This is a genomic window from Microseira wollei NIES-4236, assembly GCF_020521235.1.
In the GTDB taxonomy this organism is placed as follows: domain Bacteria; phylum Cyanobacteriota; class Cyanobacteriia; order Cyanobacteriales; family Aerosakkonemataceae; genus Microseira; species Microseira wollei.
This window is the reverse complement of record NZ_BLAY01000008.1, coordinates 16,506-42,374: the sequence shown is the minus strand read 5'-3', so window position 1 is coordinate 42,374 and position 25,869 is coordinate 16,506. Positions and strand designations below refer to the sequence as shown.

Below are 25,869 nucleotides of genomic sequence, written 5' to 3'. Positions count from 1 at the left end.
GCTATTTCTATGTTGACACCTAGAGGTCAAATAGCATTAATTTGCTCTAGCGTCCGACGCAAAACCCCATTAATAAATCGGTGTCCTTCCTCACCGCTGTAGCGTTTGGCTAGTTCGACAGCTTGATTAATTGCCATCTGATGAGCTAGTTCCATAAATTGGATTTCACACACCGCGATTCGCAGAATATCTCGGTCAACGCGAGCTAGGCGATTCAATTGCCAATCCACCAGTGATTTTGACAATATATCGTCAATTTCGGTGCGATTGGCATTGACGGTAGTGATGATTTGCATTGCGTAATCGCGAATCTCCCGTTGATTGGATATGTGAATAAATTCTGGTAATTCTATAGCTCCACCCAAGCGGTTGACTGCTGTTTGAGATAGTTCAATGGCATCTTTTACCATTGCTGTAGCACTCTGGAGATCTGAGGCGCGGGTTTCGCTCTTAAGAAGGCGATCCGCAGCGCGTTTGAGTTCTGCTGCGGACGCCTCTAAAGCATCTTGAACTTCTGTACTCAGAGTGCGAACAGCAGCGAGAACTAGATCGGCTAGTTGTTGCTCCGAGAGTTTTTCTGGATTAGCTGGTAGTTGAGATAGGCTCAGCAGAGCCAGTTCGCGGGCAATTTGACGGGGTTGCATAAGCTTCGTCGGGCAGGAGGGCAGGGGGCAGGAGGGTAGGTGGGCAGGTGGGATTTTAAGAGAGATTTAAGGCAAGATTATCGTTTGTACGGTAAAACCTCACCTGCTCACCTTTGGGGGGCGCGTTTAATTTAATCGTCTGTTTCTGTCAAAGGTGATTGGTGAAACCCACACCGTAATTGCTCACCTGCTCACCTGCTCACCTGCTCACTTGCCCCCTGCCTCACTGTACACCAAAATGAAACGGGAGGCTGGTAGCCCCGTCAATTTATTGCGGGGCCCCTAGCTGACGCGGGCGAATTTATTCACTGTCACAATTATTAAGTTTTCTATCTAAAAACTTGCACCAAACATGGTTTTATAGTAGGTTGTTTTTTGTGTTGCATAATGCACTAAAAAATTAACGCCAAAAAACAAACTTCTTCTATAGCTGAAATTGCGGAGAAGGTGGCAAAATAATGTCGATTCATACCAGAAACGAATCGACTGCCGTAATCAGGATGGTCTTTTTACGGAATGTCAACAACATTCAGGGACGGAGCAGTTCCGGCGGGCGGTAAAAAGACAGAATCATCATCCTTTCGCAAGCAAGTAAGCGCGTCCTCAAGCAGGTGGCTGATTACCCCTCAGAGCGGTGAGCCCCATAGCTAGGAAAGTCCAGCCAGATAGCTGTACCTCTAGGTTCAGGGCGAAAAGCTTTCCCCAACTCCTAGCCTGAATCCGCGCATCTTTAGAGCGCGGAATGGCTCAATTTATTGATTTAGCTAAATCGGGCATTCATCCCACGTCCTACCCCGATAGGGGAGGCGTGGGATGAATGCCCGGACAAAAACTCGAACACCCCTTTCAAGGGGTGTTCGAGTTTTTGTCAATTTCTGTAATCGGCAATCTATCAATCCAGTCTTCAACAATCTGCGTCACTGTTTTATCTTTGTTTGCTGCATATTGACGCAGCTTATTCAATCTCGGTAGGACATTCGTATATTTAATCTTGTAGTCTTCATTGGCGCTACCCGTTGTCATCACATAAATGTTAACATGATTACAACAAGGGGGTAGACTAAAGTGCTGAGAGCAGTCAAAGTAAGGTTATATCCAACGCCAGAACAGCAAGTGGCTTTATCAAAGTCATTTGGTCGTGCGCGTTGGTATTGGAATTTTTCCTTAAATGCTTGCATTCAGCACTATCAAGAAACAGGTAAAACCCTGAAATTGGCTGTCTACAAAGGAATGCTACCTCAGCTTAAAAAAGATCATCCTTGGTTGAAAGAGGACTGCTACTCTGCTGCAAGAGCAGTGTGTAGCAATCAATCTTAATAGAGCCTATACAAATTTCTTTCAAGGTAGAGCCAAGTTTCCTAGATTCAAGTCAAAGCAGGGTAAGCAGTCAATTCAGTACCCTCAAAACGTCACTACTAAAGATGAATTCCTCTGTGTTCCCAAAATCGGTGAAATCAAAGCAGTATTTCACCGTAAAATTACTGGAACTATCAAGACAGTAACAATCAGCAAGACTCCATCGGACAAGTATTTTGCTTCTATCTTGTGCGAGACAGAAGACTCTAGTCAGGAGAGTTCTGGAGACAAGACGCTAGGCATTGATTTGGGCTTGAAGGATTTCGCTATTGTTCATGACGGTGAACAAGTAGTCAAATACGCTAATCCTAGACACTTGAAGCGCCATGAAAAGAATCTAGCCAGAAAGCAGCAAAAGCTTGCTCGTAAAACCAAGGGGAGTAAAACCAGGGAAAGATACAGGAAATTTGTAGCCAAGGTTCACGAGAGAGTATCAAACACCCGCCAAGATTTCTTACATAAACTGTCAAGAAAACTGGTAGACAAAAGCCAAGTCATCGTTGTGGAGAATCTCCACGTCAAGGGGATGGTACGGAACCGAAAGCTATCAAAAACAATATCCGATGTTGGTTGGGGGATGTTTGTTAATTTCCTTGCCTATAAACTAGAACGCTCATGTGGCAAGTTGGTAGAAATTGACAGATTTTTCCCCAGTTCTAAAAAGTGTTCGTGCTGTGGTCATGTTATGGATGAGTTACCACTCGATATCAGACAGTGGGATTGTCCCTTCTGTGGTACTCATCACGACCGTGACAGTAACGCATCATTGAACATCAGAACTGAAGGCATTCGGATACTGACTATGGGCGGAGGGAACCCCGTCCCTGCTAGTCGAGACTGTGTAAGACCACCTGCTCATAAGGGTAAGGGGCAACGGTCGTTGAAGCTAGAAGCCCACACCGAACCCGATAGGGTCGGTGTGCGGTAGTTCACACTTCTTCTTTCAAAAGGGGTTGGTTCAACTGCCGCTCTGGAAATGGAGGTAGAGCCAAAGGAGCGAGCCCGCTAGGGCTAACAATGCCGCCGGAGATAATTACCTTAAAGGCATCTTCCACAGACATGGATAGATCGACTACTTCATCTTCGGCGACGATCGCATACCAACCCGTGGTCGGGTTGGGTGTCGTCGGGACGAAAATACTCAGCATCGGTCTGGAAGATAGCTGAGACTGAAGCTCGGCACCGATCGATCCGGTGACGAATCCGATCGCCCAGATTCCTCGCCGGGGGTATTCTACCAAAATCACGCGGCGAAACTTCCCACCAGTATCCTTTAAGATAGTTTCCAGCAGTTGTTTGAGCGTTTTATACACCGCTCCGGCTAAAGGAATCGCTTGCAGCAGTTGCTCGCCGACATCGAGCAACCACCGCCCGAAAATATTACGTGCCATCAAACCAATCACCAGAATACCCAGCAGCGGTACAGCGAGTCCCACCACCAGATTCAGCAGGTTAACTAAGATTGGATGAAGGCCGTCAAACGGATTGAGCCACTTGGGGATACGAGTGAGAAAATCAATCACCCAAATGGCAACGGTAATCGTCAACCAAATCGTGGTAGCTAGGGGAATTACTACCAAAAGACCTGCAATCAGGTCGTTTTTTAAGTCCTGCTTTAGGCGTTGGAACACAGTTAGGCCACTCTTTGTCAACTGGCTCAAGTTTACGCATAACAGGCAAGATGCCTGTTCCACGTATACGGGGGATGGACTAGATGGTATCAGAAATAACTGTTTTCCGCACGCCGTTCTCTAGCTAAGACGAAGGTTTGACCCCAACCGAATCAACATTAGACTTCTCCAGATCCGAAATCTGGGTTGCTTCTAACTTGGGTGACGGCATGTGTTCGATTTCCCAGACTTTGAGCAAAATCAGATATTCGTAGAAAGCCTGCAAAGTACACCAAGCAAATCCCGCTTGCCCATCCAGGAATCCCCCCAGAATGAAATACATGTAAATAAAGCGCAACAGGGGTCTAAAGGGTAAACGCAACGACAAATCCTTCAGCGCCCGCCGTTTTTCAACTTCCGAGCGCCCAAAGAATAAATCTATCCACTTAACATTTCCCTGTTTCAGCTGACGCAGAGTTTCGTAAGCTTCGTCAGTCGAGTAGCGGTTGTGCTTGTCAAGCCAGCGACTTAATCCTTTGCTACAAGTGTAGTGGGGATAGGTTTGTTTCAAAAAGCCGGTTGGCCCATCGCAGACTTCCCGTTCGGTGTGACCGTAATCTGTAAACCAAACTTTGTCCTTGCGGAACAGTCGCATTTGGTAACGGGGGTATTGGGTACTGCGGCGAATCCACTGTCCCAAAAACATGACGCGCTCTGCTACGTAGTAGCCGATGTAGTTTTGACTCTTGATGCCGTCCAAGCACTCTTGAAACAGCTCTTGAGTCATGCGCTCATCGGCTTCTAAGATGTAAACCCATTCGTGTTTGGTTGGGATTTCTTGCAGCATCCAAGTCCTCTGGCGTCCGTGACTTTCAAACTCGTGCTGCACTACACGAACCGGATAGCGGCTGGCAATCTCAACAGTGCGATCGCTACTACAAGAATCCACCACGATAACATCATCGGACAGCAAAGCTGACTCGATGCAAGCAGCAATATCAATTTCTTCGTTGTAAGTCAGGATATAAATCGAGAACATGCCCAGCTTCCAGTCAAAGCAACAAATCTATCGATCCTACACACATGTTTCCCAATACTACCCCGATGATCTCCACAAGTGCGATTAACCAAATGCCTTGGTAATGGCTCAATCCTTAGCGACGAGGAGCTTTGACACCGCCCACTAAACCGCTCACCCCGGTAAAGGCAATACCAAGGTAGCCTAGCCCCAATAGCAAGCTGCTGACGCCGCTGCGTATCGATGACTTGATCAAGTCTTGTCGGCTTTGCTTCAGGGTTTGATCCCGCTCGCTGCGAATTTGGAGCTGAGCGTCCTTCACTCTTTGCTCAAGCGCTTTAGGGTCTTGCTTAAACTGCTCTAATTGCTGTTTAATCGCCTGCAACTGATCGCGCTGCTGTCCTTGGACTCGACCGCTACTGATCGCTTGATCCAACTCAGAAAGCCTCCTGGGGTCTTGAGCGAGAGCGGCAACCTGTTGGGAGCGGTCTTTGAGTTGTGTTTCTGCTTGCTGGGATCTTGTACTAATTTGATCCATCGTCCGTTGGTTGAGCAAACGCTGGCTGTTTACGTTCACAAAGGTCAGCCCTAAAAATGCTATTCCCAATAATACAGACAATGCCAGCGCTCCGGGTTGGAGTATGCCTGACAACCCTTTTTTGGTCGCTCCAGAATTGCTGTCAATCCAAAACCCAGCAAACAGGAAAGCCAGACCGACCATTGGGATAATACCCCTGTCGATTAATTGGGTTGTAACGGAAACAGTCTGTTGCAGACCCAGAAGTTGCAATTGTTCGGGATTGAGGTTAGTCGGTGTAACAGGGGGAAACAGTAAAACTGCGTAGTCAATCAGGGAGGACAAGATCATAATTACTCCCACTAGCTGGAAAATTCCGGCAGCTACGGAAGAAGGTTGACGGCTAGTTGTCGCTTTCATAGCTTAGTGTTTTGTTAATCGGTGATACTCTAGTTTATTTAAGCGCAATTGACTATAGCTAGTTTTTGACACTTCCCAGCCCTCGAAGGGCGGGGATTCTTGATTCAACGTCCAACCATAACCCCGCTTTCCTTGCTCCAACGAAGCTAGAGGGTCGGACTCCCCAAGCGTGTAGCTTCCGGTGTGTCTACAGAACGACTGTGTTTCTTAAACTTTGGCAATCCCTGCTTGCCGGAAATCTGCTTTTTGCAGTTGTCGTAAAACCGTGCCATCCCAGACCAGCAAAGATCCACGGATGCCTGACAAGCATGATATTTCAAGGCTGCAACAAAGGGAAATTCAGCCCTTAGTTGCCTGTTGTAGCGATACAAATCCCCACGGCTGACCCTGTTGTTATCAATCCAGTACCGCCAGCACTTGTTGCCAACGAACTGGGCAGTCCAAATCGCTTGCTCAATTGCCTGGTACTGGGTTGGCTTCCCTTTGACCTTGAACTCGTAGACCAACATTTTGACGCTGAACTTGCTGGCGTAAAGTTATGATACCATGACGGTGATTAAAATCCTCCTAGAACAGAGCTGATCCCCACCTTTGAAACATAAAGGTTAAGCGAAGTCTTTTCTCGGCGATCAAAAGAACCCGCTGGAGAGAGGCCGGTGCTGGCTTTGCCTTACCAGGAGAGAAAAAGGGATTTTTTTAGATGGGTTGGCGCCAGCGGCAGGGAGGCATATCGCCCGCTCCCCCCAGAGAGTTTTTTTTGCTTGTCCGCGACTGAGGGGTAGGGGAGTATGTCACAATGTGTTCCAGTGTATTTGGCGATTGAAGCATTATCCCCATGCTGCTCAAGTGTACAACCCGTCATATTCGGATTTTTGCTGCTGAGGTCGAGAACAACGAGCTAGCACCTAGCGACAGCGTTCTAACATTGGATATCGATCCGGATAATGAATTGAATTGGAACGAAGAAGCGCTGCAACAGGTTTATCGCATGTTCGATGAACTGGTTGAGTCTTCTAGCGGCGAAGATTTGACGGAATATAATCTCCGTCGCATTGGTTCGGATTTGGAGCATTTCGTGCGCGGTCTCCTACAAAGCGGTCAAATCAGTTATAACCTCAACAGTCGCGTTCTCAACTACAGTATGGGCTTGCCTCAAGTGGCATCTGAAGCAAGCGTATAGATGCAGCTGGTTGGAACGCTTTTGAGCAGGCAGAGTTTCTAGGGAGACCGATGGGGTAAGGTTCCCCTCGCCTTCTCCCTTATCCTTCTCCCTTGTTCGGAGCAATCCGGATCGAGGACGCAGCCAGTTAAGATCCTTTTGTCTTTTTTTGCTCTAAAAATTCTTTAAAGGCCACTTGACGATTGAGCATAAAACGGCTCCAAAAACCCGGAATAAAATCATCCATCGTGCTGACAAGCGCCCAAATCTCAAGGTTCGTTAACTGATGGCGCTGGGAGTGCGATCGCTTGAGGTTTTCCAGTTGCTGAGCCACCTTTTGGTTCTCAGGTGATTCTGCCGCTGAATTCTTTTGCTCTGGCAATTGGTTAAATTGAAATTCAGGCATAGCGATCCGCCAAAAGATTTCGATGCGCTAACATTAAAATAATCCAAAAGCTAGATCGAATAGCAAAAAGATTTGTATAAACAAATCTATTTAAAATTTGGCTGGCAAGAGGTGAGTATCTCAGTAGCCCAAACCGCTTCCCCACCTAATATTTAATAAAATAAAAACTACCGATCTATAGCTTGTGGAATTTTTTGTTAACGCTGCTCAAAAGTTATTATTTAAAGATATCATGTCTGCTCAACAACCTGTAAGCCCTTGGAGTTATAAACCTTGGTGGTGCCAGCCTTGGTCGATCCTGCTGTTTGGCATAACCCTAATCGGCGGCAGTTGGGTGCTGCTCAAAACCTTGTGGGTGACGGTTCTGGTATCTATTCCAGTATCTGCCTGGATGGGCTTCTTTTTATTAATTTGGCCCGGGCTGATGAGGCAAAGCGGCGGAATGCAGCCTCTGGAGCAGCAAACCCCAGCTATGGTGGAAAAATCCGGTCAAGGGTCAACCAGGGGCGAATATAACTGAAAATTGCCATGTTGAACCCAAAAATCAAGCGCTAAAATCGGCGATCATTGATACAGATGCAGCAATTTAAGCAGAGAGCGCCGGTGTCCGCAGACAACACACCGAAGGCTGATAGACGCGAGGAACCTTCATGCACGACACAGCGAAGATTAGTTGTCCCTTCTGTCAGGCAATCAATCCAGAGACTCACAGGTTTTGCCAGCAGTGTCGTGCCATTTTGCCCAAACGGTATTTGTATGCTCTGGGTAGGGGGATAGAAACCTTAAGAGAAGGGCAACTTTTGGCAGAGCGCTATTTGATCGAGAGCGCTCGTGAAGCAGCGAACCTGGAGCATCCCGTCGGCGACAGCCAGGGATTTGGCGTAGGGTCTTTGAAGCACAATCCCATCGTACTCGATACCAAACCGGGGTTGCCGCCAGAGTTTCCATCGGATATTCCACCCGCAATTAGCCCTTACCTGCGGCTGTTTCCCTATCGACTGCACGTGCCTCAAGTCTTCGGAGTGGCGACGCTGGAAAAAAAAGGCAAGACTGAGGAAATTTGGCTGCTAGAGCAAGCACCCATCTACAGGGAACAGCAGCAGCGAAAAACACCAGTCAAACCGCAGCTAGTGCCCGAATTAACCCACGTTTGGCCAGGCGCATCCCCATTGCGCCAGCTCAATTGGTTGTGGCAGATAGGGACGCTGTGGCAGCCGTTTAGCAGCGAAGGGGTTGCGTCTAGCTTGCTTTGTCCAACGCTGCTGCGAGTAGAAGGGGGGCTAGTGCGACTGCTGCAATTGCAACAAGATCGTTCGCCCCCAGCGTTAAGCCAACTTGGTGATTTGTGGCGGCAATGGGTAGAAGGCGCAAACCCAATCGTGGCGGAATTTATCGCACAACTGTGCCAACAAATGATTGAAGGGCAACTATCCGGCGATCGCTTGCTTGCTGAGTTAGATTTAGCACTGACTAACTGCGGGAAAACTATAGACCGCAGCTATGAAATTATCACCCGCACCGATAAAGGCCCCAGCCGCCAGCGCAATGAAGATGCCCGTTACCCGAACAGCGACATGCCAAACAGTTTTGAGTTCTCAGGACAAAATTCCCAGTCCAAACAACGCTCAAATACATCCAGCTACACTCCGTTGGCAATTGTCTGCGACGGCATCGGGGGACATGAGGGGGGCATGGTTGCTTCCAACTTGGCAGTTGAAACCATCCAACAGCAACTCCAGCAGGTGAGAAATGACGGCAGTTGGCAACCAGAAACCCTATCAACCAAATTAGAAATAGCAGTTTGTGCCGCTAACGACCAGATCAGTCAGCGCAACGATGCCGAACAGCGACAGCAACGGCAACGCATGGGAACCACCCTGGTGATGGCATTAGCCTACGGGGATGAAATTTACATCACCCACGTGGGAGATAGTCGAGCCTACTGGATCTCGCGCAGCGGATGCCATCAGGTCACCTTAGACGATGATGTGGCTTCGCGAGAAGTGCGGTTGGGTTACTCGCTTTATCGGGAAGCACTGCAACAAATCGGGTCGGGTTCTTTGGTTCAGGCATTGGGCATGAATTCCTCGATGAACCTGCATCCTACAGTCGGGCGGTTTGTCGTCGATGAAGACTGTATTTTCCTGCTGTGTTCCGATGGTTTAAGCGACGGGGATCGCGTAGAGCAGTTTTGGGAAGACGAGATTCTACCAGTTTTAGACGGAAAAGTCGATCTGGCAAGCGCCGCAGCAAGGCTGATCGAAATTGGCAACACCCTCAACGGACATGACAACGTTACCGTGGGTTTGGTTCACTGTCGAGTCAGCGTTAACCCAGAAATGCTCCCAAGTAGGTTGAGGGGTAATGGCAAATCCTCCCCCGCCCCCGATATCCAAACTGCCATGCACAGTAAGCAGCGACCTGACTCTGGGAGAGCCCAAAACCCATCTACCGTACTCAAGACGCGGCTGCTTTTAACCCCACGCCGCGAGGGCAGCTTGTTACCGCTTTTGTGCGCCATTGGGCTGCTTTTGGGGTTGGGCGGGGCTATGGCCTACCTGCTAATACCAGAAGTAGGGCAGAAAGTCAAGTCGGGTATTTTTAATTCCAGTCCCAGCCCCTCTACTAAGCCTTTAAGTCCGGCTGCGCCAGCCTCGTTCAGTCCAGGGTCTTTTATTTTAGTCAAAAGTTCAGCAGAAAGCGGTTCGGGCCAGATCCGCGACTTGGTACTGTTCCAACAGCCGGTGCCAGAGTCCGGTTTATCGGCAACCGTACCGGGGCAGAAAATAGTCCCCGCGGGTAGCATTTTACAAGTCCTGAGCAAGCAGGCAACACCAGGGGAGGATGTCTGGCTGAGGCTGAAAGTTTGCTCGCTACCCAAAACCAGAGCAGGAAATACAACGGTCAAACCTACTGGGGATCAGTCCGTACAACATCAGGAACCCGTGAAGAAAAACCCAACTGCAACCAACCTGAGTCCGCCGCCGCAGAGAGATACGCCTGAGGGCACGCGGCGCGAAGGCTCTGGGGCGACCCAGGAAAATCCCCTGCTAGAACCGGGAGAAACCGGCTGGCTCAAAGAAGCGGATCTTACTTCCTTTGCGCTGCCAACCTCAACGGTTCCTCCCCCACGACAGGGGAAATGCGCTGCTGTTAAGGATTAGTCCGGGTTGTTGCTGCCAATCTCGACAGAAAATTGATACAGTCTAGGTCTAGGTTTAATATCCAGTGTTCTCAATGTCGCCATCTGAGAGTCCTTGCCTCAACTTGAGCGTAGATCGCCTGGTAGCTGCTGGGGCAGACCACTTTGCCATCTGGGTTGTGAAAGCTCCTTATCCAGGTGGATATGTCCATCACGACTGCATTTGGTCAGAAAGCTTGACGCAAACCTGGTTGGGATGGCAACAAATGTTTTCCCTCACCCAACCCCCAAAACCAACTGTTGTTGCAGATTATTCTAACCAGACTACCAGCTACAGCAGTCGTCTGATGCAACAGTTGGGAATTGAACTTTGGCAATGGTTATTCGATGGACCGATTCAACGCAGTTTGGAACACAGCCAAGGCATCGCTACCGGACAGGAGCAATTTTTGCGGTTGCGTCTGGAAATTCGCGACCCGGACTTGATCGTCCTGCCTTGGGAAATTATGCAACCCCAAGCTGGGACTCAGGCCATTTCTCTGAACTACCAAAAATTGCTATTCAGTCGCACCACCAGCGATGTTGACCCCCTACCGCCCCGGCGCATGGATCACGCTTTAAATATCCTGCTGATTTTAGGAGAGAACCTTCCTACTGGGCGCAAAACTGCCAGCCGTTTGGATCTGGAAGAAGAGGGGAGAAGTTTAACCAAACTTTTGGAACACAGCGGACAGATCGGTTCGGCGGGCGGTTCTGGCACGTTTGTTCCCTGTCTGGTGGATACGCTGATCCAGCCAACCCCATCCGAACTAATTGCGCGGTTGGAAAGCGGCAGTTACAACATCATGTTTTATGCGGGTCATGGGGAACCCGCCCCAGACGGCGGCTTGTTGTTTTTGGGGCCAGGAGTTACCATGAACGGCACGGAACTGGCGCAGGTGCTGATTCGGTGTCGCGTCACCCTCGCCGTTTTCAATGCCTGCTGGGGCGCTCAACCCGTACACCAGGGACAAACTAGCATTCCCCGCAGCAGTTTGGCAGAAGTGCTGATCCATCACGGAGTGCCAGCAGTGTTGGCAATGCGCGATGCCATAGCCGACCAAGAAGCGTTAAGTTTTATACAAACTTTTGCCCGATCGTTAGCAGAGCGGATGCCGATCGATCGTGCTGTGGCGGTAGCAAGACAGCAGCTGCTGACGCTGTATAAATTTAATCAACCAGCCTGGACTTTGCCGGTTCTATACTTGCATCCAGAATTTGACGGTCAGCTGATCCAACCGTTAGACGGCATCACCGAATTACCCAATACCTCGACTTGGATCGGACAAGTCCGCCCCAGTGCTTTCTTGCGCCGAGTCGGAGCGACAAATAAAATTTGGCGCCTCTACGGTGGATTGATGTGGGTGGGACGAAATCAAAGGAACGATTTGGTCATTCCCGAACCCTGGGTTTCTCAAAAACATGCGAAAATATTTTGCCGCGAAGAGCGCATCGAAAATAAGGCAAAAGCAACTTATTTTCTGAATGATGAATCTCGCTTCGGTACACTGATTTTAGGCGCTACGGGTTGGCAAAAGGTACATCATCAAGAAGTGCCTTTGCAGTCAGGGATGCAGCTCAAGTTTGGCAGTTCCCAAGGCCAAAGTTGGGAATTTGTCATCGACACATAGTTTGACCCCAATCTCTTCCCCCCTCTGAGTATCCCATGCTCTATGGCTGATGTACTTTGAGGTCACACAGAAACAATTGAATAAATGGCGACCAGTTGCGGAACTCATGGAAGTGCTGGTGTAGCTAACCACACCAGCGTGCATAGAGAGTGGATTGTTGGAGTAGAATCATGGTAAACACAAATAACGGCTATTCGGAATATTCTGAACGCTTACAGACTCAAGCGGTACAGGAGCTAGTGCAGCTACTGTGGCAGGAGGAAGAGGTATCCTATCCCTGGAATCCACTCGCGCCAGAGTCGGAAGCTTTTTTTGCCGAACTAGAACAGGAATTTACGTTAGAGGATTGGTCGGCAGCGGAAATAGGGGCGCGATCGCAAGCTTTCTTCTCTGGGATAGACCAACTTTGGCCCCAAAATGTTCCCAACGGGATTTTGGCACGCCTGCAAGCATCTTTATCAGATCGGTTTGCCTGTCGCGTTCCTTCCCACTGGTTAGATGCGATTGCTACCAAAGCCAGCGAACTAATTGACGCCACCGGATATCCTGCCCCGGCGATGTCTTTAATGGATCGAATGATACAATGCGTGCAGGAATTACTTCCCAACTGGGCAGAAGACGATTTGCAAGTGTTGGCGCGTCCTTTAGCCTATGCAATGCGGGGCGCAGAAGCCGAAACGGTTGAATTAGCCTTGGGAGCAGTTCGACCTCTAGATTGGACCCAATTATCGGAAATAGAACGGGCGCGTTTGAGTTTAGCGATCGCGCGCATCGCTTTAGATGAATTGGAAACTACGGACGAGTAATAAAACGGGTGGCGAAATTTTGCGATCGCGTCGGCGACAGGGCACGGGCTTTCAGGATTGCCGCCGCTAGAAAAGCATAGGATAAAACCCCGACCACTGCCAATCCGAACCCGCTGAAAAACCCCGTCGCGTTCCAAAGCGCATGGAGTCCGGCAGCACTTAAGTAACCCACCCCCAGAATTTTCCAGAAGTTGCGGGGTTTGAGGACGCTCAGCCCGATAAAATAGCCCAAATAGCCGCTATAGGCCATGTGTCCGGCGACAGACCCCATAATTCGAGGAATCAGCAACTGCAATCCTACAAGTTGTCCGGCGCCTTCCCCCGCCTGAAACGTGACGTTCTGGATTGCCTCAGGTACGTACTGTCCCAGGGTTTCCAATAGGGTAAAGCCTACAGCAGAGGCAGCTCCCAGCAAAATCCCATCCAGAGGTTCCCAGACGCCGATGCGTTCTCGCCAAGGCGATGGCAGCTGGCGTGCCAGTAAATAGGCTCCTACCACGGGCAACGCCTTCAGCAGTTCCTCCATCAATCCTGCCCCGAAAAACATTCGCATCAGCAAAACCGGAAAGCTGACAGACTCGGTTTCAGTGGGTATGCTTCCTGGCAGGAATTCGCGAAAAATTAGCAAAAATACCTGTAGCAGGGGACTGACTAAAATCAAGACAGTCATGAGGGCAGAAGCCAACAACACCCACCAAGGTTTATGCTTGCCGCAGAGCTGGTAAACAAAGTAGTAAGCAGCACCCGCCAGATAAGCTGCCAGCAACATGTTGAACGCCAGCGGCTCTCCTACCGCAGTAAACATCAGCACCACAAATCCCACTGTGACGATCGCTGGCATCAAGAAAGCTTTTTGTTTGAGCTGTCGTCCCGTGGAGAGGATGGGAAACAGTTGGCTGATAGTAACCCGATCTAACCTACCAGAAGGATTTGAGATCGCTGGTGTTGCCATCAGCGGTGTAGCAGCGTGGGTTGGCGCTGAGCGAAACGACCCCGGAGTTTGGCTGCTAGGGTTGCACTCAAAGATAAATTCCGGGCCGTTTTTACCCAACTGAATCCGATCGCCCGTTCGCAAATAGCGGCATCCCTGCAAGCGTTCCCCGTTGACGTAAGTACCGTTGGCGCTATTGAGGTCGCAAATTTCCCAGATGCCAGCATTTACCGGGCGGACTGCGGCATGACGCCGGGACACCATCCCGTACTCATCCGAGTCCAAAACGATTTCGCAGCCGAAGTCTCGCCCGATAATAACTTCACCCGTCGTTGTCAGTTTGTGGCGCAGTTGAGATTCCCCTAACCCACTAGGGGACAGATGCCTGAGAAATCCTACAGAACGTTCAAACCCTGTCATTTTTGGTTCTCTAGTGGGTCGCCAACGACTTTTTGAGCAACGACTAACTCAAGCTGCTAGTTATCTCAAAAGTGCGACTAATGGCTAATGTCACGATATTAGTAAGATCTTCTCTCTCCCAATTAGCAATTAGCCATTAGCAACGCCCAAGTTATAACTAGCAACTTGCGTTACTACTTTATTGGTTCGCTTTTGCATCTCTAACAGCAGCCCAGAAAAGCCATCCAGTTAGGGGGACGCTAATTAACAGGATCGTGGTGGTGACCATCGTGCCTAATTCAGGGTTTCCAGAAGACAGCTCGAATATGGAACCAACCCCAGCGATCGCGGTAACGCAAGCAGCGCCCAAAAATAAACCGCTCTTTGGAGTCATTACATTCACGATCTATAACTCCTTATGCTACTGGTTTGACCGCTTGGGTCGAAAAGCCGTGTTTATCTAGCTCTTGGGTTAGCGCCAAACGATTTTCTACCCGGTCTACAAATAGCACCCCAGTCAAGTGATCCATTTCGTGTTGAATTGCGCGGGATAGCAGTCCAGTCGCGGTTATCGTCCTAGGACGCCCGTATTCGTCTTTATAAGACACCTCAATGGCTTCGGGTCGCTTGACATCTAAATAAACCCCCGGAATGCTCAGACAGCCTTCCTGAGCCACGCAGATGTCTCTACTGGCCTTTTTGATCGTGGGATTCACCAGAATCAGGGGTGGATTGGCTGGGTTATCCGGTTCGCAATCAATGACGATTAGTTGTTTGTGAATCGCCACTTGGGGGGCTGCCAAACCGATGCCATCGGCGCTGTACATCGTTTGCAGCATTTGTCGCGCCAGGTCGCGGATTTCCGCATCTACCTTGGCAATGCGCTTAGCTGGGTAGCGTAACGCGCGATCGCCCAGATAGTGAATTTCCAAAGGCGGATTTTCTAACTTTTTCTTTTCCACCAAAACCTCAGAAGCCATTTAACCGTTACCAAAACAGTAATTTCCCATTCTTACTTTCATCTTAATCTCAAACACTGCGAGTCAGGGAGATTTGGACAATGGGGGGACCGGAGGCGGTCAGAGACTTACCCTTTTCCCTCCTGGCGATTTCCCCCATTGCTTAATGGGAAAAAGATGCCTTAGAAAGGCACGATCGCAAACGGATCGAAGTTGACACTGCTTTCACCCGTTCCGGCGATTGCAGAAGGTCCACTGGTGCCGAACGGACCTGTAGGCGAATCCCACCAGTTATTGGTGGCATCGATCGTCCCAGTACCGCCGTGGTAAAAAGCGGCATTCGTATTGCCAATCAGGTTATTTCGATTGACGTTAACAGTTCCGGTGATATTGTCTCCGTCTCTAATAGATATACCGTTGAACGAATTGGTGATGACGTTGCCGGTAACGTTTGCGGTTCCTAGATTGATGGCAGGGTTTAAACCGGAATTTCGCAGTCGGATCCCGCCTCGATCTGCCCCACTGGTGGTGTTGGCGTTGGTGACTTTGTTGTTTGTAATATTGGCGTTGCCACCGGCAAGCTGAATCCCTTGTTCTCCTACATTGCTGACCCTATTGTTGGCAATTAGATTGGTATTCACAGCGCCAGTGAGCGCGTCGGCGGCGATTCCCGGTCCGGTTAGGTTAGCGATCAAGTTATCGGAAATTACCGTATTACCGCTAATGCGAAATGCCTGGATTCCACTTGTAACGTCGGCGGTTGTCGTGACATCGCGGATCAAGTTTTCTGAGATTCTTGCCGATGAATTTGCTTGACCCAAAAAGTCTAAATAGATAATACCGCTATCTGCAGGTCCAGCTCCGTCAAATTCATTTTGACGAATGACGATATTATTATTGGGTTGACTATTGGCTTCTGTGACCTGGTATCGAATGGCATTCTGCCCATTGGTGCGAATCCGCAACCCTTCAAACGTGACGTTATTGCCAGAAACAACCTGAAAAACTGGTTGATTTGCTGTGCCGACGGTTACAATTGCCGGGTTCGTTGTTACCCCGTTGGTGGGGTTTGTCCCCGCATTCGGTCCGCGGAACGTCAACGGTTTATTGATAGTAATCGTTGCATCGCCAGGGTTGTTATTGTATGTACCTGCGCGCAGAAAAATGATGTCGTTATTTTGAGCAAAGGTGACCGCATCCGTAATGGTATTGCGACCACCCCGGAAGCCGCCGTTCTGGTCAAATATAAGGATGTCTCCCTCTTGGTTTAGATCCAGCGGTTGCCCATCCAGAATGTTGACCGTCGCTGTATCTGGCGCAGCTACAATGTAATCGCTATTTCGACCGATGCTGACCGTCACCGTTTCGTTTGGTTCGCTGCCACCCGCATTAGTGGGTACAATTTGAATCAATTCGGAGACGGTTTTACCTGCTTTGATAGTAATTGCACCCGTCAGTACACCGGCGTTAAAGTCATCGCTAGAAGCTGTGCCACTAACGGTGTAATTGATCGTGAGGTCTTTACTGGTATCGCCACCAGTGCGCGAGAATTGAAACGTACCGGCTTTAGATCCCTGTTCAAATGCAGTCGGGTCAGGTGCGGTGACAAAAACAATCGGTAGCGCACCGGGTTGTACAACTGGCCCATCGGCAATGTTCACCGTAGCGGTCAAGGGGGTTTGCGGGTTGTAACCGGGAAGATCAACCAGGGTTAGCGTCACGGTTTCATTACCTTCACCCGCTAAAGTATCGCCGAGGGGGATAATCGGAATCGTGACAGTGTTTGATCCGGCTGGAATAATGACAACACCGCTTAAGGGGTTGTAGTCGGTGTCTTTGGTGGCTGTCCCTGAAATGGTGTAATTTATGGGCAGCGCTTTTTCTGCAGGACAAGGTAAGGAAATTGTGAACTCGCCTGTATCTATGGGACTGCCGATGGAAGCTTCGGTTGCAAAGCCATCGGTGGCTATAATCCGCACATCCGGAGGCCCTGCTGGGATGAACGAAGTGCCATCAATTTTTTCCCTCCTAAACCCTTGCAAAACGACTAAAAACTCGCCCGTGCCTTTATCCTGAATAATCGTGTTGGCGGCGTCAGCGCCGGTTCCTTGGAAGATATTTAAATTGTCGTAAGTTAGACCGCCGGTCAGCGAGATGAAATCGATACAAGCTTGAAAGTCAGTAATAACGTCGGCATCTTCTCGTTTGGCGCCGCCGGTTGTTTTAGTTGTAGCACCCGTTATGCCGCTTACCCGACCGATAACGAAGGTGTCGCTGATGGTGTCGCCTGCTACATCGCCCGTGAGGGTATCGGCACCAAGGTCGCCGTAGAGAACGTCGCTGCCTTTGTCGCCAAACAAGCGATCGCTTTCCATCCCTCCCCGCAGTGTATCGTCGTCCTGTCCGCCATAGAGGGTGTCCTGAGCCATGTTGCCCACAAGCAGGTCATCCCCAAGGTTGCCGTAGAAGATGTCGCTACCGCCAAGGCCAAATATCGTGTCGTTCCCTTCGTTGCCGAACAGGACATCGTTACCTGTGCCGCCAAATTTACTTTCTTCACCTTGGTCGCCGAATATCAAGTCGCTATCGGCACCGCCATAGACCGTGTCGTCACCCAAATCTCCGTATAAGGTGTCAAGGCCCTTATCTCCAAACAGGGAGTCATTTTGCATTCCTCCCCGCACTATGTCGTTACCTTGACCCCCATAGGCGGTGTCGTTGCCCATGTTGCCATTGATGGTGTCGTTGCCTTGGTTAGCGGATATAAAGTCGTTTCCGTCACTGCCAAAGAGGAAGTCGTTATCCAGATCGCCATACAGGCTATCGTTACCCAGATCGCCATGCAGTTCATCGTTGTCCCTGCCTCCCCGCAGCAGATCGTTATCTTTACCGCCTCGGATGGTATCGTTACCCTTGTTGCCAAAGACAACGTCATCTTGTTGACCGCCAAATAGCAGGTCGTTATCGTCTAAACCATATATTGTGTCGCTGCCTTGGTCGCCGGAAACCGTGTCATTTCCCTTGTCTCCGTACAGCTGGTCCTTGTCTTGACCTCCGTACAGCTGGTCGTTGTCTTGACCTCCCCGGAGAGTATCGTTGCCCCTAGTGCCGTAGAGGATGTCGTTGTTTTCAAAGCCGAATAGCTGGTCGTTACCGTCCTGTCCCAGCACCGTGTCATTCCCAGCGAGACCGAGAATTGTATCATTCTCTGCTGTCCCAATCAGAAAATCGCTATTGAGCGTGCCGACGATAAATACCATTTCTGAAACTCCTCACTACCCACGTCATATACTTTAATGTTTCTGTTTACGCTCAACTAATATTTCCGTAATAATGCCTATTTGTAGTCAATTTTAGGCCGAAGGTGTCTGGGGTCAATCCTTAGCCTGGAAAGCCTTGGGGTGAATGGTAAGCGATAATACTTAGTAATTTACCCGCAGAAAGTTGGTGAATCTGGAGTTGAACCGATGGGAGAGTGGGATATATATGGACAAGCCTTGCGATCGCAATGGGAATGTTTGCTACAAAATCTAGGTGTCTGGCAGGGTTCGTTTACCAGCTTCTCACCTCAGGGAGAATTACTTGAAGACACACCTACGGTAGTTTCTCTCCAAGGATTGAACGACAATAAGACGATCCGCCAGCTAGTGCGTCGCTATCTTCCTTTAACCAGTTCCACGGGAGAACTAGAACCACAGGAGTTGGTTCTAGAGTACAGTTCTCTCAATCGCAGCATCTTGTTTTTCAACAACGGTGCTTTTTCCCAAGGTTCGATGCAGTTTTCACCCTTTTCTGAATTCGGTGCTGAGTTAGGCTTAATTGAGAGCGATCGCCGTCTGCGCCTGCTACAAATGTATAATCGCAATTCTCAGCTAGAGAAAATCACCCTGATTCGGGAAAAACTGAGGGGTGAAAATAACAGCCCCAATCCCCCTACAGTGGCAGAACAGCCTAATTTAACTGTAGACGACCTGTTGGGCGAATGGCAGGGACAAGCTATAACGATTTATCCTGACTTGCGATCGCCTGATATCTATCCCACTAAACTGCAAATTTATCTTAATGATGCCGGTCGTTTGGTGCAGCAACTTAGTTTTGGCAATCGCACCATCACCTCATCTGCCAGAATTGATGGCAAATTACTCTATTTTGACCAAGGTTCCCAACCCGTACAAGTCTTGTTGTTACCTAACGGTGCTTCTTCTAACTGCCCCTGGCAAATTAAGAACCGTCAAGCCTTTATCCTAGAACTGGGTTGGATGCACGCACCTAACCAACGACAGCGGATAATTCGCAGTTACGACGCCAAGGGTGGATGGGTGAGTTTAACCCTAGTAACTGAATCTAAGGTAGCTGCTAGCAATACCCTAGAGTAAAGAACAACGACGACTTAGAGCTTGTTCGAGCAGGGTTTGATATTCTTTTTCTGTAACAGAAAAGGCTCCAAATCTTTCTAGATGGGGGTTGTTCATCTGGGCATCAAACAGGACGAACCCCCGCTCCCGCAGTCGTTGTACTAACTTTACCATTGCTACTTTCGACCCTTCTGGAATGCGGTAAAACATCGATTCGCCGATAAAAGCGCCCCCGATGACAATTCCTAAAATCCCTCCTGCGAGTCGATCTCCTTCCCAAGTTTCAAAGCTTTGAGCAATTCCCCTTTGATAAAGCGCCCAGTAAATCTCCTGTAACTCCCTGGAGATCCAGGTGCTTTCCCTGCCAGCACATCCGGCAACGACGGCTTTAAAATCTTGGTTAATGGCTACGGTGAACCGATCGCTATTCAGCACCCGACGCAGCGACTTCGGGTAGCGAAACCGTGAGTCCAAGGGAATTAGCGCCCGCTTGCGGCTATAATACCACCCCAAATTGCCCGTTTCATCTGCCATGAGGAAGTATCCCTGAGCATATCCCTCGATTATTGCGGTAATATCAAGCTGCATATATCGGCTGATTCTGGTAATATTTTTACTAAGCTACAATTAATTTGTCTATAAAAAGCCGGTTTAAACCCAAGCTTTAATGCTATGAAAAAGTTTGAGCAAGTTCCACTCCTTGAGAGTACTTTAACCAATCTCCTCAATAAAACCCAGAAAGATTGGGGCTATTGCCAAATCAAGAAAAAAGATAATGTTTATACTTTACACCTTCTGGGTAGTGATGAGGCTATGCTCACTGTTTCCTACGAATCCGGTCACATTTATAAGTTATATTGGTATGAAAATTCTACTCCAGACGTATCAGTACAAACCAAGCTGAATAAAATATACAATAAACCAACCCGAACTTATACCAAACAAAGAATTTATCAAGTTTGCTATCAACACCATTCAAATGCTTTGAGATTTTCCATTAATCAAATGTTTGCTGAATTGGTCAAAGCCAAGATTATTGAAGATACCTCAAAACAAACCAAAGAAGATGAAAAGCCACCCCTAGTTACCGTTGTACAAGACTGACGGCGATCTGAGGCCAAATTGTTAAATTAAAATTAAATAGGAATTTCAACCGTATAACTTGTCAAGTCGTCAGGATGGTTAGCAATCATGTCAGAACCAATCCCGCCAATTACACTACCCGCTAGCCAAAATCCGCAGCAAGAAGGAGAATGGTTGCAAAATACATTGCTAAATTGGCTTAATCGAGAGTTTATCCCGGAAGCGGTGAATCAGGAGATTGCTCGCCGAGCTACCCAGATCTACATCCGACACCGAATGGAGGGGGAAAATGACCTGGGATCGCTCGTAATCGCGATTGTAACGGAGATGCAGGCGTTTGACTTTTCCAACAGTTTTTACAGCGAGTTTGCGATCGCTAATGCTGTAAGCGACCTGCTTTTAGACAGTCTAGGCATTGAGCGCTGCTGCGGACAATGAATTTTAGACTTGGTAATAGGTTATAGGTCATCGGTCATAGCTAATTACCAATTAGCTATGAGCAATTAGCAATTAGCAATTACCAATTACCAAAATCCAGCTACCAGCTAGACTTGACCACACCGGGAAGCAAACCTTTATGCGCCCACTCGCGCAGGACGTTGCGCGACAGACCAAAATCCCGATAATATCCTCTAGGACGACCCGTGACCCAGCAGCGATTCCGCTGGCGGGTACGAGAGCTGTTACGGGGTAGTTGTTGAATTTGGCGGTGAATTTCCAGCTTTTCCCCTTGGGAAGTCGCTTGGGCAAACTGTTCCTTCAATTCTTCCCGCTTATCGCCATACTTTTCTGCGAGTTTAGCGCGTCTTTTCTCGCGCTCGATCATGCTTTTTTTAGCCATGAATGGTGCTTGTTGTTTTGAATCTGTGAAGACAGCATTTTCTATCTTAGCGTTTCGCGGCGGGTACAATACCAGAGGATTTAGTTTCCTGGACAGGGGAATCGATTTGGGGTAAATTTGCCGCAGGACAAAGATCGGCAAGGGCGCAAGCGTCGCATTTGGGATTTCTCGCCGTACAAACAGCCCGACCGTGGTAAATTAGTCGAATTGACCAGTTTTCCCAGTCAGGCTGCGGTAATAAGCGGATTAAATCGCGCTCGATGCGGATGGGGTCTGCATGTTCCGTTAAACCGAGACGGTTACTCAGGCGCTTGACGTGGGTGTCTACCGTGACGCCTTGATTTATGCCGTAGGCGTGAGCGAGGACAACATTTGCGGTTTTACGCGCCACTCCTGGCAATTCCAGCAACTGTTCCATCCTTTTGGGCACCTTGCCGCCAAATTTTTCCATTATCATGCGGCAAGCTGCTTGAATATTTTTAGCTTTATTGCGATAAAAGCCGGTAGAACGGACTAGGGTTTCTAATTCTGCTAAATCTGCCGTCGCGATCGCGACGGCATCGGGAAACCTGCCAAACAACAGAGGCGTCACCTGATTCACCCGCTCATCGGTACACTGAGCAGAAAGAATCGTTGCTACTAACAGCTGCACTGGCGTCTCGTAGTTAAGCGTACAAGTCGCGTTGGGATAAAGTCGCTTGAGGCGAATCAGTATCTCTAACGCGCGCTGCTGCTTAGACGACCACTTGCGGATAATGCTCACCGGAATAACCTTTGGACTCCTTCCAAGTTAGCAGTATCTCGGACAATCAGAAAGATTCCCAGTCCCAACAGTAGCATCAGACCTGTCTGCATCACCCCATCTTGAATTTTAGTTGGCAATGGCTTACCCCGAATGCCTTCAATCAGTAAAAATGCTAATTGACCGCCATCGAGTGCTGGCAAGGGCAAAATGTTGATAATCGCCAGGTTGATGCTGATTAAAGCGGCAAAATTAAACAAGTAAGCTGCATTTTCCTGGGCTAATTTAGCACCAATTTCCACAATTTTAACTGGCCCTGCCACTTGTTCTGCTGTTTCTTTGAAGTTACCGATCAGCTGTCCAAATCCATTAATTGTCAAAGTAACTGTCTGCTGAAATCTTTCAGCAGCCGCACTAAAAAGCTGGAACGCATTTTTGGTTCGACTGTACACCTGTTCCCCGTTAAAGGTTAGAGGAACTCCAATGCGGAAGCCTTTTGTTGTTGGTTCAGGAGTCACGTTCAAAGATAGTTTTTGCTCGCCCCGCTGCACGAGCAGATCAATTGGCTGGCCTGAACTATTTCTGATTAATTCCCTGAATTCTTGGATGCCATTTAAAGAAGTACCAAACGACTTGCCATTTGCTGCCAAGATCGCGTCGTTTGGTTTGATTCCTGCTTTAACTGCCGCCGTGGGAGCCAGATTAATACCCATGTGACCCTTACCATCTGCTCCTAGTTTAGGAGTTAGATAGACTGCCTTTGGCTCTTTCTCGTTTTTACGGCTGACAAGCAACTTTATTTGCTTGCTTGAAGTTGTGGCAACCAATTCTCCTTGGTTTTTTTCCCGCTCCCAAGAGAATTCAAAATTTTTACCATCAACCAAGATTGTGTCACCTGGTTTTATCCCGGCATTAGCAGCTGTGGGACTAACTTCGCTGACTTCGGCAATCAGTTGAGGAATCAAAATCCCTGGCTTACTTGCTGCTGGTATTCCCAAGATACCAAACTGTAGCAGTATGACTAAGTAAGCAAAGATCAGGTTAGCAATCACTCCGGCACTAATCACAATCGCCCTGTCTAAAATCGGTCGGTTGCGGAGTAGATTGGGGTCATTGGGTGGGATAGTACTATCGGGGTCATCATCGGGGAAGCCGACAAAACCGCCTAAAGGAAATGCTCGGATAGCGTATTCGGTTTCCGGGCCTTGATATTTCCACAAAACCGGGCCAAAACCCAGGGAGAAGCGGTTAGCGTGAATTCCCTGAAGGCGAGCTGCCATAAAGTGACCTAGTTCGTGTACCAAGATCAGGAGAGCCAGGACTGCGATCGCTGCCAATACTGACATAGATAAATTTAACTAAACTCCGCTACACGTTTCCTTACATTCTAAAGAACTGTGCTTCACAGCACATCCCGCTTCAGATATGGTTGTAGCGCTTCCGGTATCCGGATCGTGCCATCGGGTTGTTGGTAATTTTCCAATATTGCCGCCATTGTACGCCCCACCGCCAGTCCGGAACCGTTGAGGGTATGGACAAACTGAGTGCCTTTCTTCCCCGCTTCCTTGAACCGAATATTGCCCCGCCGCGCCTGAAAATCGCCAAAATTGGAACAACTGGAAATTTCCCGGTATTTACCCGACGAGGGTAGCCACACTTCCAGGTCATAACACCTTGCCGCCCCAAAGCCGATATCGCCGGTACAAAGTTCTATCACCCTGTAAGGCAGCTGCAATGCCTGTAAAATCGCCTCGGCATCCCGAACTAGGGCTTGATGTTCTTCTTCCGACTTATCGGGATGAACCAATTTGACCAACTCGACTTTGTTAAATTGGTGCAGTCGAATTAACCCTTTTGTATCCCGCCCATAAGCCCCCGCTTCCCGCCGAAAACAAGGCGTATAGGCACAGTGATAGATCGGCAGTTGCGAGGCTTCCAAGGTGTCATCCCGGTAAAGATTTGTCACCGGCACTTCCGCTGTAGGAGCCAACCACAGGTCATCTGGGTCGCATTTAAAGCTTTCTTCCGCAAATTTGGGCAACTGCCCCGTAGCGGTGAGAGACTGGCTGTTAATCAAAACGGGTGGCAGAACTTCTATATACCCAGCCGCCGTTTGTCGGTCTAGCATGAAGCTAATCAGCGCCCTCTCCAGCGCCGCACCGGCTCCAATCAGCATCACAAAGCGACTTTGGGCCACTTTAACCGCGCGTTCTGAGTTGAGAATACCTAGTTTTTCACCGATTTCCCAGTGAGGCAGAATATTGGGATTTTGGGGAATGTATTCATCTCCCCAGCGGCGGACTTCGACGTTTTCGTCTTCGTTTTTGCCGATGGGGGTGGCTTCGCCAGGCAAGTTGGGCAGTGCTAGTAAAAGCGCTTGGATTTGGGATTTGAGGTCTTTTTCCTTTGGCTCTAGTTCGCCCAACTCGGTTTTGATTTGGTTGCCTTCTTCCTTTAAAGCTTGAACTTCTGCCGCGTTAGCATCGCCAAGCTCTTTAATTTTTTTAGGTATTAATTTGGCAATTTCGTTACTGCGAGCTTGCAGTTGACTGCGTTCTTTTTCTAATTCCCGCTGGGAACGATCCAACTCTAAAATCGGCTCGATGTCATATTGACCCGCGCCGCGACGATCGAGTCGTTGTTGGACTTGTTGTGGATTGTCTCGTATTTGCTTGAGGTCTAGCACCGATTGTCCTTAGATACCTGCCAATAGATTAGGATAGCCTGTTTGCTACTGGTGCGATCGCGGGTATCTCTACTGTATCCCAGTTGAGGAAGAGAGAAACTGGGCGCGGCTGGGGAAAAGATCTTACTTTTGATGCCAATACTAACTCAAGTTGCTAGTTACATCCCAAGGCATTGAAACCCGGTTTCTCGGAAAAATCGGGGGTTTGACGCTAAAGAAACCCGGTTTCTCGGAAAAATCTGGCGTTTGACACCGAGAAATCGACGCAGAAACCGGGTTTCTGATTGGGGTAATTGTCAAGAGTAGACTGAGGCATGAATCTAATTACCAATTACCAATGTTACAACTTATAACTAGCAGCTTGCGTTACTAGCTTTGATATGTTAAGCAAAACATCGGCGAGAGCAATTTACCTACTGAGTCAGGACTGACGCCAAGAAACCGGGTTTCTATGAAAAATCGTATATGCAGAAACCCGGTTTCTAGGTTCGTCGTGGGTAAGTTCTGTGAGTGAAATTATCCGTATCTATGTCCGGCTGATGCGATGGAGCAGCCAGAGTGTAGCGACAATTCCCACAAAGTGAGCGCCGATTGTATTAATATTTGCCTGCACGACAAACATATCCAAGGCGCTGATTACCCGGTTGGGGTCTAAAAAAGCGTTTTGACCTTGGGATATCGACTTTCCCACCAGGGTGCCGACAATGGCATAGGCACCGAAAAGCGTAATTAACATGCCAGCTAAATTCACCAACAATCCCAAGCGCAAAACTTGAATCGTATCGGCTTTGCGAGGGCGCCCGGAGGGATTGGGAGACTGTAACTGTTTGGCGATGGTAGTGTAGCGGAAAGCCATGTAAATGCTGCCAGCCAACACCAGCAGTCCGCAAACCGCTAAAAAGGCGCCAAAACCCGTTCCGGGATTATTGGCTGTGGTGTTGCGACCGAACGCTGACCACACCAGCAAGACTACGCCTGAAATCACTCCTAGCACTACCTGAGACCAGAAGCTAATCCAGCCGGTTGTGCTAAAAGTCCTGGCGATTTGCCGCAGAGGAGCAGGGACTGATTGTGACTCTGATTGATCTGTCATAAGTATACCGATTAAAACTGACTGGATATGGG

At 48.8% G+C, this 25,869-nt stretch carries 25 protein-coding genes and 1 pseudogene; 9 read left to right on the top strand and 17 right to left on the bottom strand.

Going from position 1 to position 25,869, the window contains the following annotated elements:
* Nucleotides 1–26: 26 nt before the first annotated feature.
* Nucleotides 27–644 (bottom strand): transcription antitermination factor NusB, encoded by a 618-nt coding sequence (gene nusB / locus MiSe_RS04190; protein WP_226575180.1) that lies wholly within the window; start codon nucleotides 642–644, stop codon nucleotides 27–29.
* An 846-nt stretch (nucleotides 645–1,490) separates the two neighbouring features.
* A complete protein-coding gene (locus MiSe_RS04185) occupies nucleotides 1,491–1,667 on the bottom strand; it encodes a hypothetical protein (RefSeq protein ID WP_226575178.1) in 177 nt (58 codons plus the stop codon).
* A 42-nt stretch (nucleotides 1,668–1,709) separates the two neighbouring features.
* Between MiSe_RS04185 and MiSe_RS04180 the strand changes: the two are divergent.
* Nucleotides 1,710–2,928, top strand: a pseudogene (locus MiSe_RS04180) (RNA-guided endonuclease InsQ/TnpB family protein).
* A gap of 1 nt (nucleotide 2,929) precedes the next feature.
* On the opposite strand, the gene MiSe_RS04175 reads toward MiSe_RS04180, so the two are convergent.
* From MiSe_RS04175 to MiSe_RS04160, 4 genes are all read right to left on the bottom strand, one after another.
* Entirely contained in the window at nucleotides 2,930–3,631 is a 702-nt protein-coding gene (locus MiSe_RS04175) for a DUF502 domain-containing protein (protein WP_226575176.1), read from the bottom strand.
* 124 nt (nucleotides 3,632–3,755) lie between these two features.
* Nucleotides 3,756–4,649, bottom strand: a complete 894-nt coding sequence (locus MiSe_RS04170) for a glycosyltransferase family 2 protein (RefSeq protein WP_226575174.1) — start codon at nucleotides 4,647–4,649, stop codon at nucleotides 3,756–3,758.
* A gap of 115 nt (nucleotides 4,650–4,764) precedes the next feature.
* Nucleotides 4,765–5,565 carry an HpsJ family protein gene (locus MiSe_RS04165; protein ID WP_226575166.1) on the bottom strand — a complete coding sequence of 267 codons (801 nt, stop codon included), beginning with the start codon at nucleotides 5,563–5,565 and terminating at the stop codon, nucleotides 4,765–4,767.
* A 146-nt stretch (nucleotides 5,566–5,711) separates the two neighbouring features.
* Nucleotides 5,712–6,074, bottom strand: coding sequence for a transposase (locus tag MiSe_RS04160; RefSeq protein ID WP_307731174.1), 363 nt, complete (start codon nucleotides 6,072–6,074; stop codon nucleotides 5,712–5,714).
* 326 nt (nucleotides 6,075–6,400) lie between these two features.
* Here MiSe_RS04160 and MiSe_RS04155 point away from each other — a divergent pair, with 326 nt between their 5' ends.
* Nucleotides 6,401–6,745 (top strand): NAD(P)H-quinone oxidoreductase subunit M, encoded by a 345-nt coding sequence (locus MiSe_RS04155; RefSeq protein ID WP_226575164.1) that lies wholly within the window; start codon nucleotides 6,401–6,403, stop codon nucleotides 6,743–6,745.
* Nucleotides 6,746–6,872: 127 nt separating this feature from the next.
* On the opposite strand, the gene MiSe_RS04150 is transcribed toward MiSe_RS04155, so the two are convergent.
* Nucleotides 6,873–7,130 (bottom strand): hypothetical protein, encoded by a 258-nt coding sequence (locus MiSe_RS04150; protein ID WP_226575163.1) that lies wholly within the window; start codon nucleotides 7,128–7,130, stop codon nucleotides 6,873–6,875.
* A 232-nt stretch (nucleotides 7,131–7,362) separates the two neighbouring features.
* Here MiSe_RS04150 and MiSe_RS04145 point away from each other — a divergent pair, with 232 nt between their 5' ends.
* The 4 genes from MiSe_RS04145 (at nucleotide 7,363) to MiSe_RS04130 (ending at nucleotide 12,748) form a co-directional block, all read left to right on the top strand.
* The gene (locus MiSe_RS04145; RefSeq protein ID WP_226575253.1) at nucleotides 7,363–7,650 is read left to right on the top strand and encodes a DUF6737 family protein; all 288 of its coding nucleotides are present in this window, start codon (nucleotides 7,363–7,365) and stop codon (nucleotides 7,648–7,650) included.
* Nucleotides 7,651–7,780: 130 nt separating this feature from the next.
* On the top strand, nucleotides 7,781–10,294 hold the full coding sequence (locus MiSe_RS04140; protein WP_226575161.1) for a protein phosphatase 2C domain-containing protein: 2,514 nt from the start codon (nucleotides 7,781–7,783) through the stop codon (nucleotides 10,292–10,294).
* 73 nt (nucleotides 10,295–10,367) lie between these two features.
* The gene (locus MiSe_RS04135) at nucleotides 10,368–11,942 is read left to right on the top strand and encodes a CHAT domain-containing protein (protein WP_226575159.1); all 1,575 of its coding nucleotides are present in this window, start codon (nucleotides 10,368–10,370) and stop codon (nucleotides 11,940–11,942) included.
* A gap of 170 nt (nucleotides 11,943–12,112) precedes the next feature.
* Nucleotides 12,113–12,748: a hypothetical protein gene (locus MiSe_RS04130; RefSeq protein WP_226575157.1), complete on the top strand. Its 636-nt coding sequence runs from the start codon at nucleotides 12,113–12,115 to the stop codon at nucleotides 12,746–12,748.
* On the opposite strand, the gene MiSe_RS04125 is transcribed toward MiSe_RS04130, so the two are convergent.
* The 4 genes from MiSe_RS04125 to MiSe_RS04110 form a co-directional block, all read right to left on the bottom strand.
* Nucleotides 12,735–14,099, bottom strand: coding sequence for a PrsW family glutamic-type intramembrane protease (locus MiSe_RS04125; protein WP_226575155.1), 1,365 nt, complete (start codon nucleotides 14,097–14,099; stop codon nucleotides 12,735–12,737). The two genes, MiSe_RS04130 and MiSe_RS04125, sit on opposite strands and share 14 nt — an antisense overlap.
* Before the next feature lie 178 nt (nucleotides 14,100–14,277).
* Nucleotides 14,278–14,472, bottom strand: a complete 195-nt coding sequence (locus MiSe_RS04120; RefSeq protein WP_226575153.1) for a hypothetical protein — start codon at nucleotides 14,470–14,472, stop codon at nucleotides 14,278–14,280.
* Between the two features lie 22 nt (nucleotides 14,473–14,494).
* On the bottom strand, nucleotides 14,495–15,058 hold the full coding sequence (gene def, locus MiSe_RS04115; RefSeq protein WP_226575151.1) for a peptide deformylase: 564 nt from the start codon (nucleotides 15,056–15,058) through the stop codon (nucleotides 14,495–14,497).
* Nucleotides 15,059–15,219: 161 nt separating this feature from the next.
* On the bottom strand, nucleotides 15,220–18,297 hold the full coding sequence (locus tag MiSe_RS04110) for a Calx-beta domain-containing protein (protein WP_226575149.1): 3,078 nt from the start codon (nucleotides 18,295–18,297) through the stop codon (nucleotides 15,220–15,222).
* Nucleotides 18,298–18,534: 237 nt separating this feature from the next.
* Here MiSe_RS04110 and MiSe_RS04105 point away from each other — a divergent pair, with 237 nt between their 5' ends.
* Complete coding sequence (locus tag MiSe_RS04105; RefSeq protein WP_226575251.1) at nucleotides 18,535–19,413, top strand: DUF3598 family protein; 879 nt, start codon at nucleotides 18,535–18,537, stop codon at nucleotides 19,411–19,413.
* Here MiSe_RS04105 and aat read toward each other — a convergent pair.
* Nucleotides 19,405–19,980: a leucyl/phenylalanyl-tRNA--protein transferase gene (gene aat, locus MiSe_RS04100; protein WP_226575145.1), complete on the bottom strand. Its 576-nt coding sequence runs from the start codon at nucleotides 19,978–19,980 to the stop codon at nucleotides 19,405–19,407. The genes MiSe_RS04105 and aat overlap by 9 nt on opposite strands.
* 84 nt (nucleotides 19,981–20,064) lie before the next feature.
* Here aat and MiSe_RS04095 point away from each other — a divergent pair, with 84 nt between their 5' ends.
* Both MiSe_RS04095 and MiSe_RS04090 read left to right on the top strand, forming a co-directional pair.
* The gene (locus MiSe_RS04095; RefSeq protein WP_226575138.1) at nucleotides 20,065–20,496 is read left to right on the top strand and encodes a hypothetical protein; all 432 of its coding nucleotides are present in this window, start codon (nucleotides 20,065–20,067) and stop codon (nucleotides 20,494–20,496) included.
* An 87-nt stretch (nucleotides 20,497–20,583) separates the two neighbouring features.
* Nucleotides 20,584–20,913 (top strand): DUF8822 family protein, encoded by a 330-nt coding sequence (locus tag MiSe_RS04090; RefSeq protein ID WP_226575136.1) that lies wholly within the window; start codon nucleotides 20,584–20,586, stop codon nucleotides 20,911–20,913.
* Nucleotides 20,914–21,013: 100 nt separating this feature from the next.
* Here MiSe_RS04090 and rpsN read toward each other — a convergent pair whose 3' ends face one another.
* From rpsN to MiSe_RS04065, 5 genes are all read right to left on the bottom strand, one after another.
* Nucleotides 21,014–21,316 (bottom strand): 30S ribosomal protein S14, encoded by a 303-nt coding sequence (rpsN, locus tag MiSe_RS04085; protein ID WP_226575135.1) that lies wholly within the window; start codon nucleotides 21,314–21,316, stop codon nucleotides 21,014–21,016.
* A gap of 46 nt (nucleotides 21,317–21,362) precedes the next feature.
* Nucleotides 21,363–22,079: an endonuclease III gene (gene nth / locus MiSe_RS04080; protein WP_226575133.1), complete on the bottom strand. Its 717-nt coding sequence runs from the start codon at nucleotides 22,077–22,079 to the stop codon at nucleotides 21,363–21,365.
* Nucleotides 22,076–23,404, bottom strand: a complete 1,329-nt coding sequence (gene rseP / locus MiSe_RS04075; RefSeq protein WP_226575131.1) for an RIP metalloprotease RseP — start codon at nucleotides 23,402–23,404, stop codon at nucleotides 22,076–22,078. The genes nth and rseP overlap by 4 nt, the downstream gene beginning before the upstream one ends.
* A gap of 56 nt (nucleotides 23,405–23,460) precedes the next feature.
* Nucleotides 23,461–24,744, bottom strand: a complete 1,284-nt coding sequence (gene serS, locus MiSe_RS04070; protein WP_226575130.1) for a serine--tRNA ligase — start codon at nucleotides 24,742–24,744, stop codon at nucleotides 23,461–23,463.
* Nucleotides 24,745–25,270: 526 nt separating this feature from the next.
* Nucleotides 25,271–25,837: a DUF3611 family protein gene (locus tag MiSe_RS04065; RefSeq protein WP_226575128.1), complete on the bottom strand. Its 567-nt coding sequence runs from the start codon at nucleotides 25,835–25,837 to the stop codon at nucleotides 25,271–25,273.
* Nucleotides 25,838–25,869 lie beyond the last annotated feature (32 nt).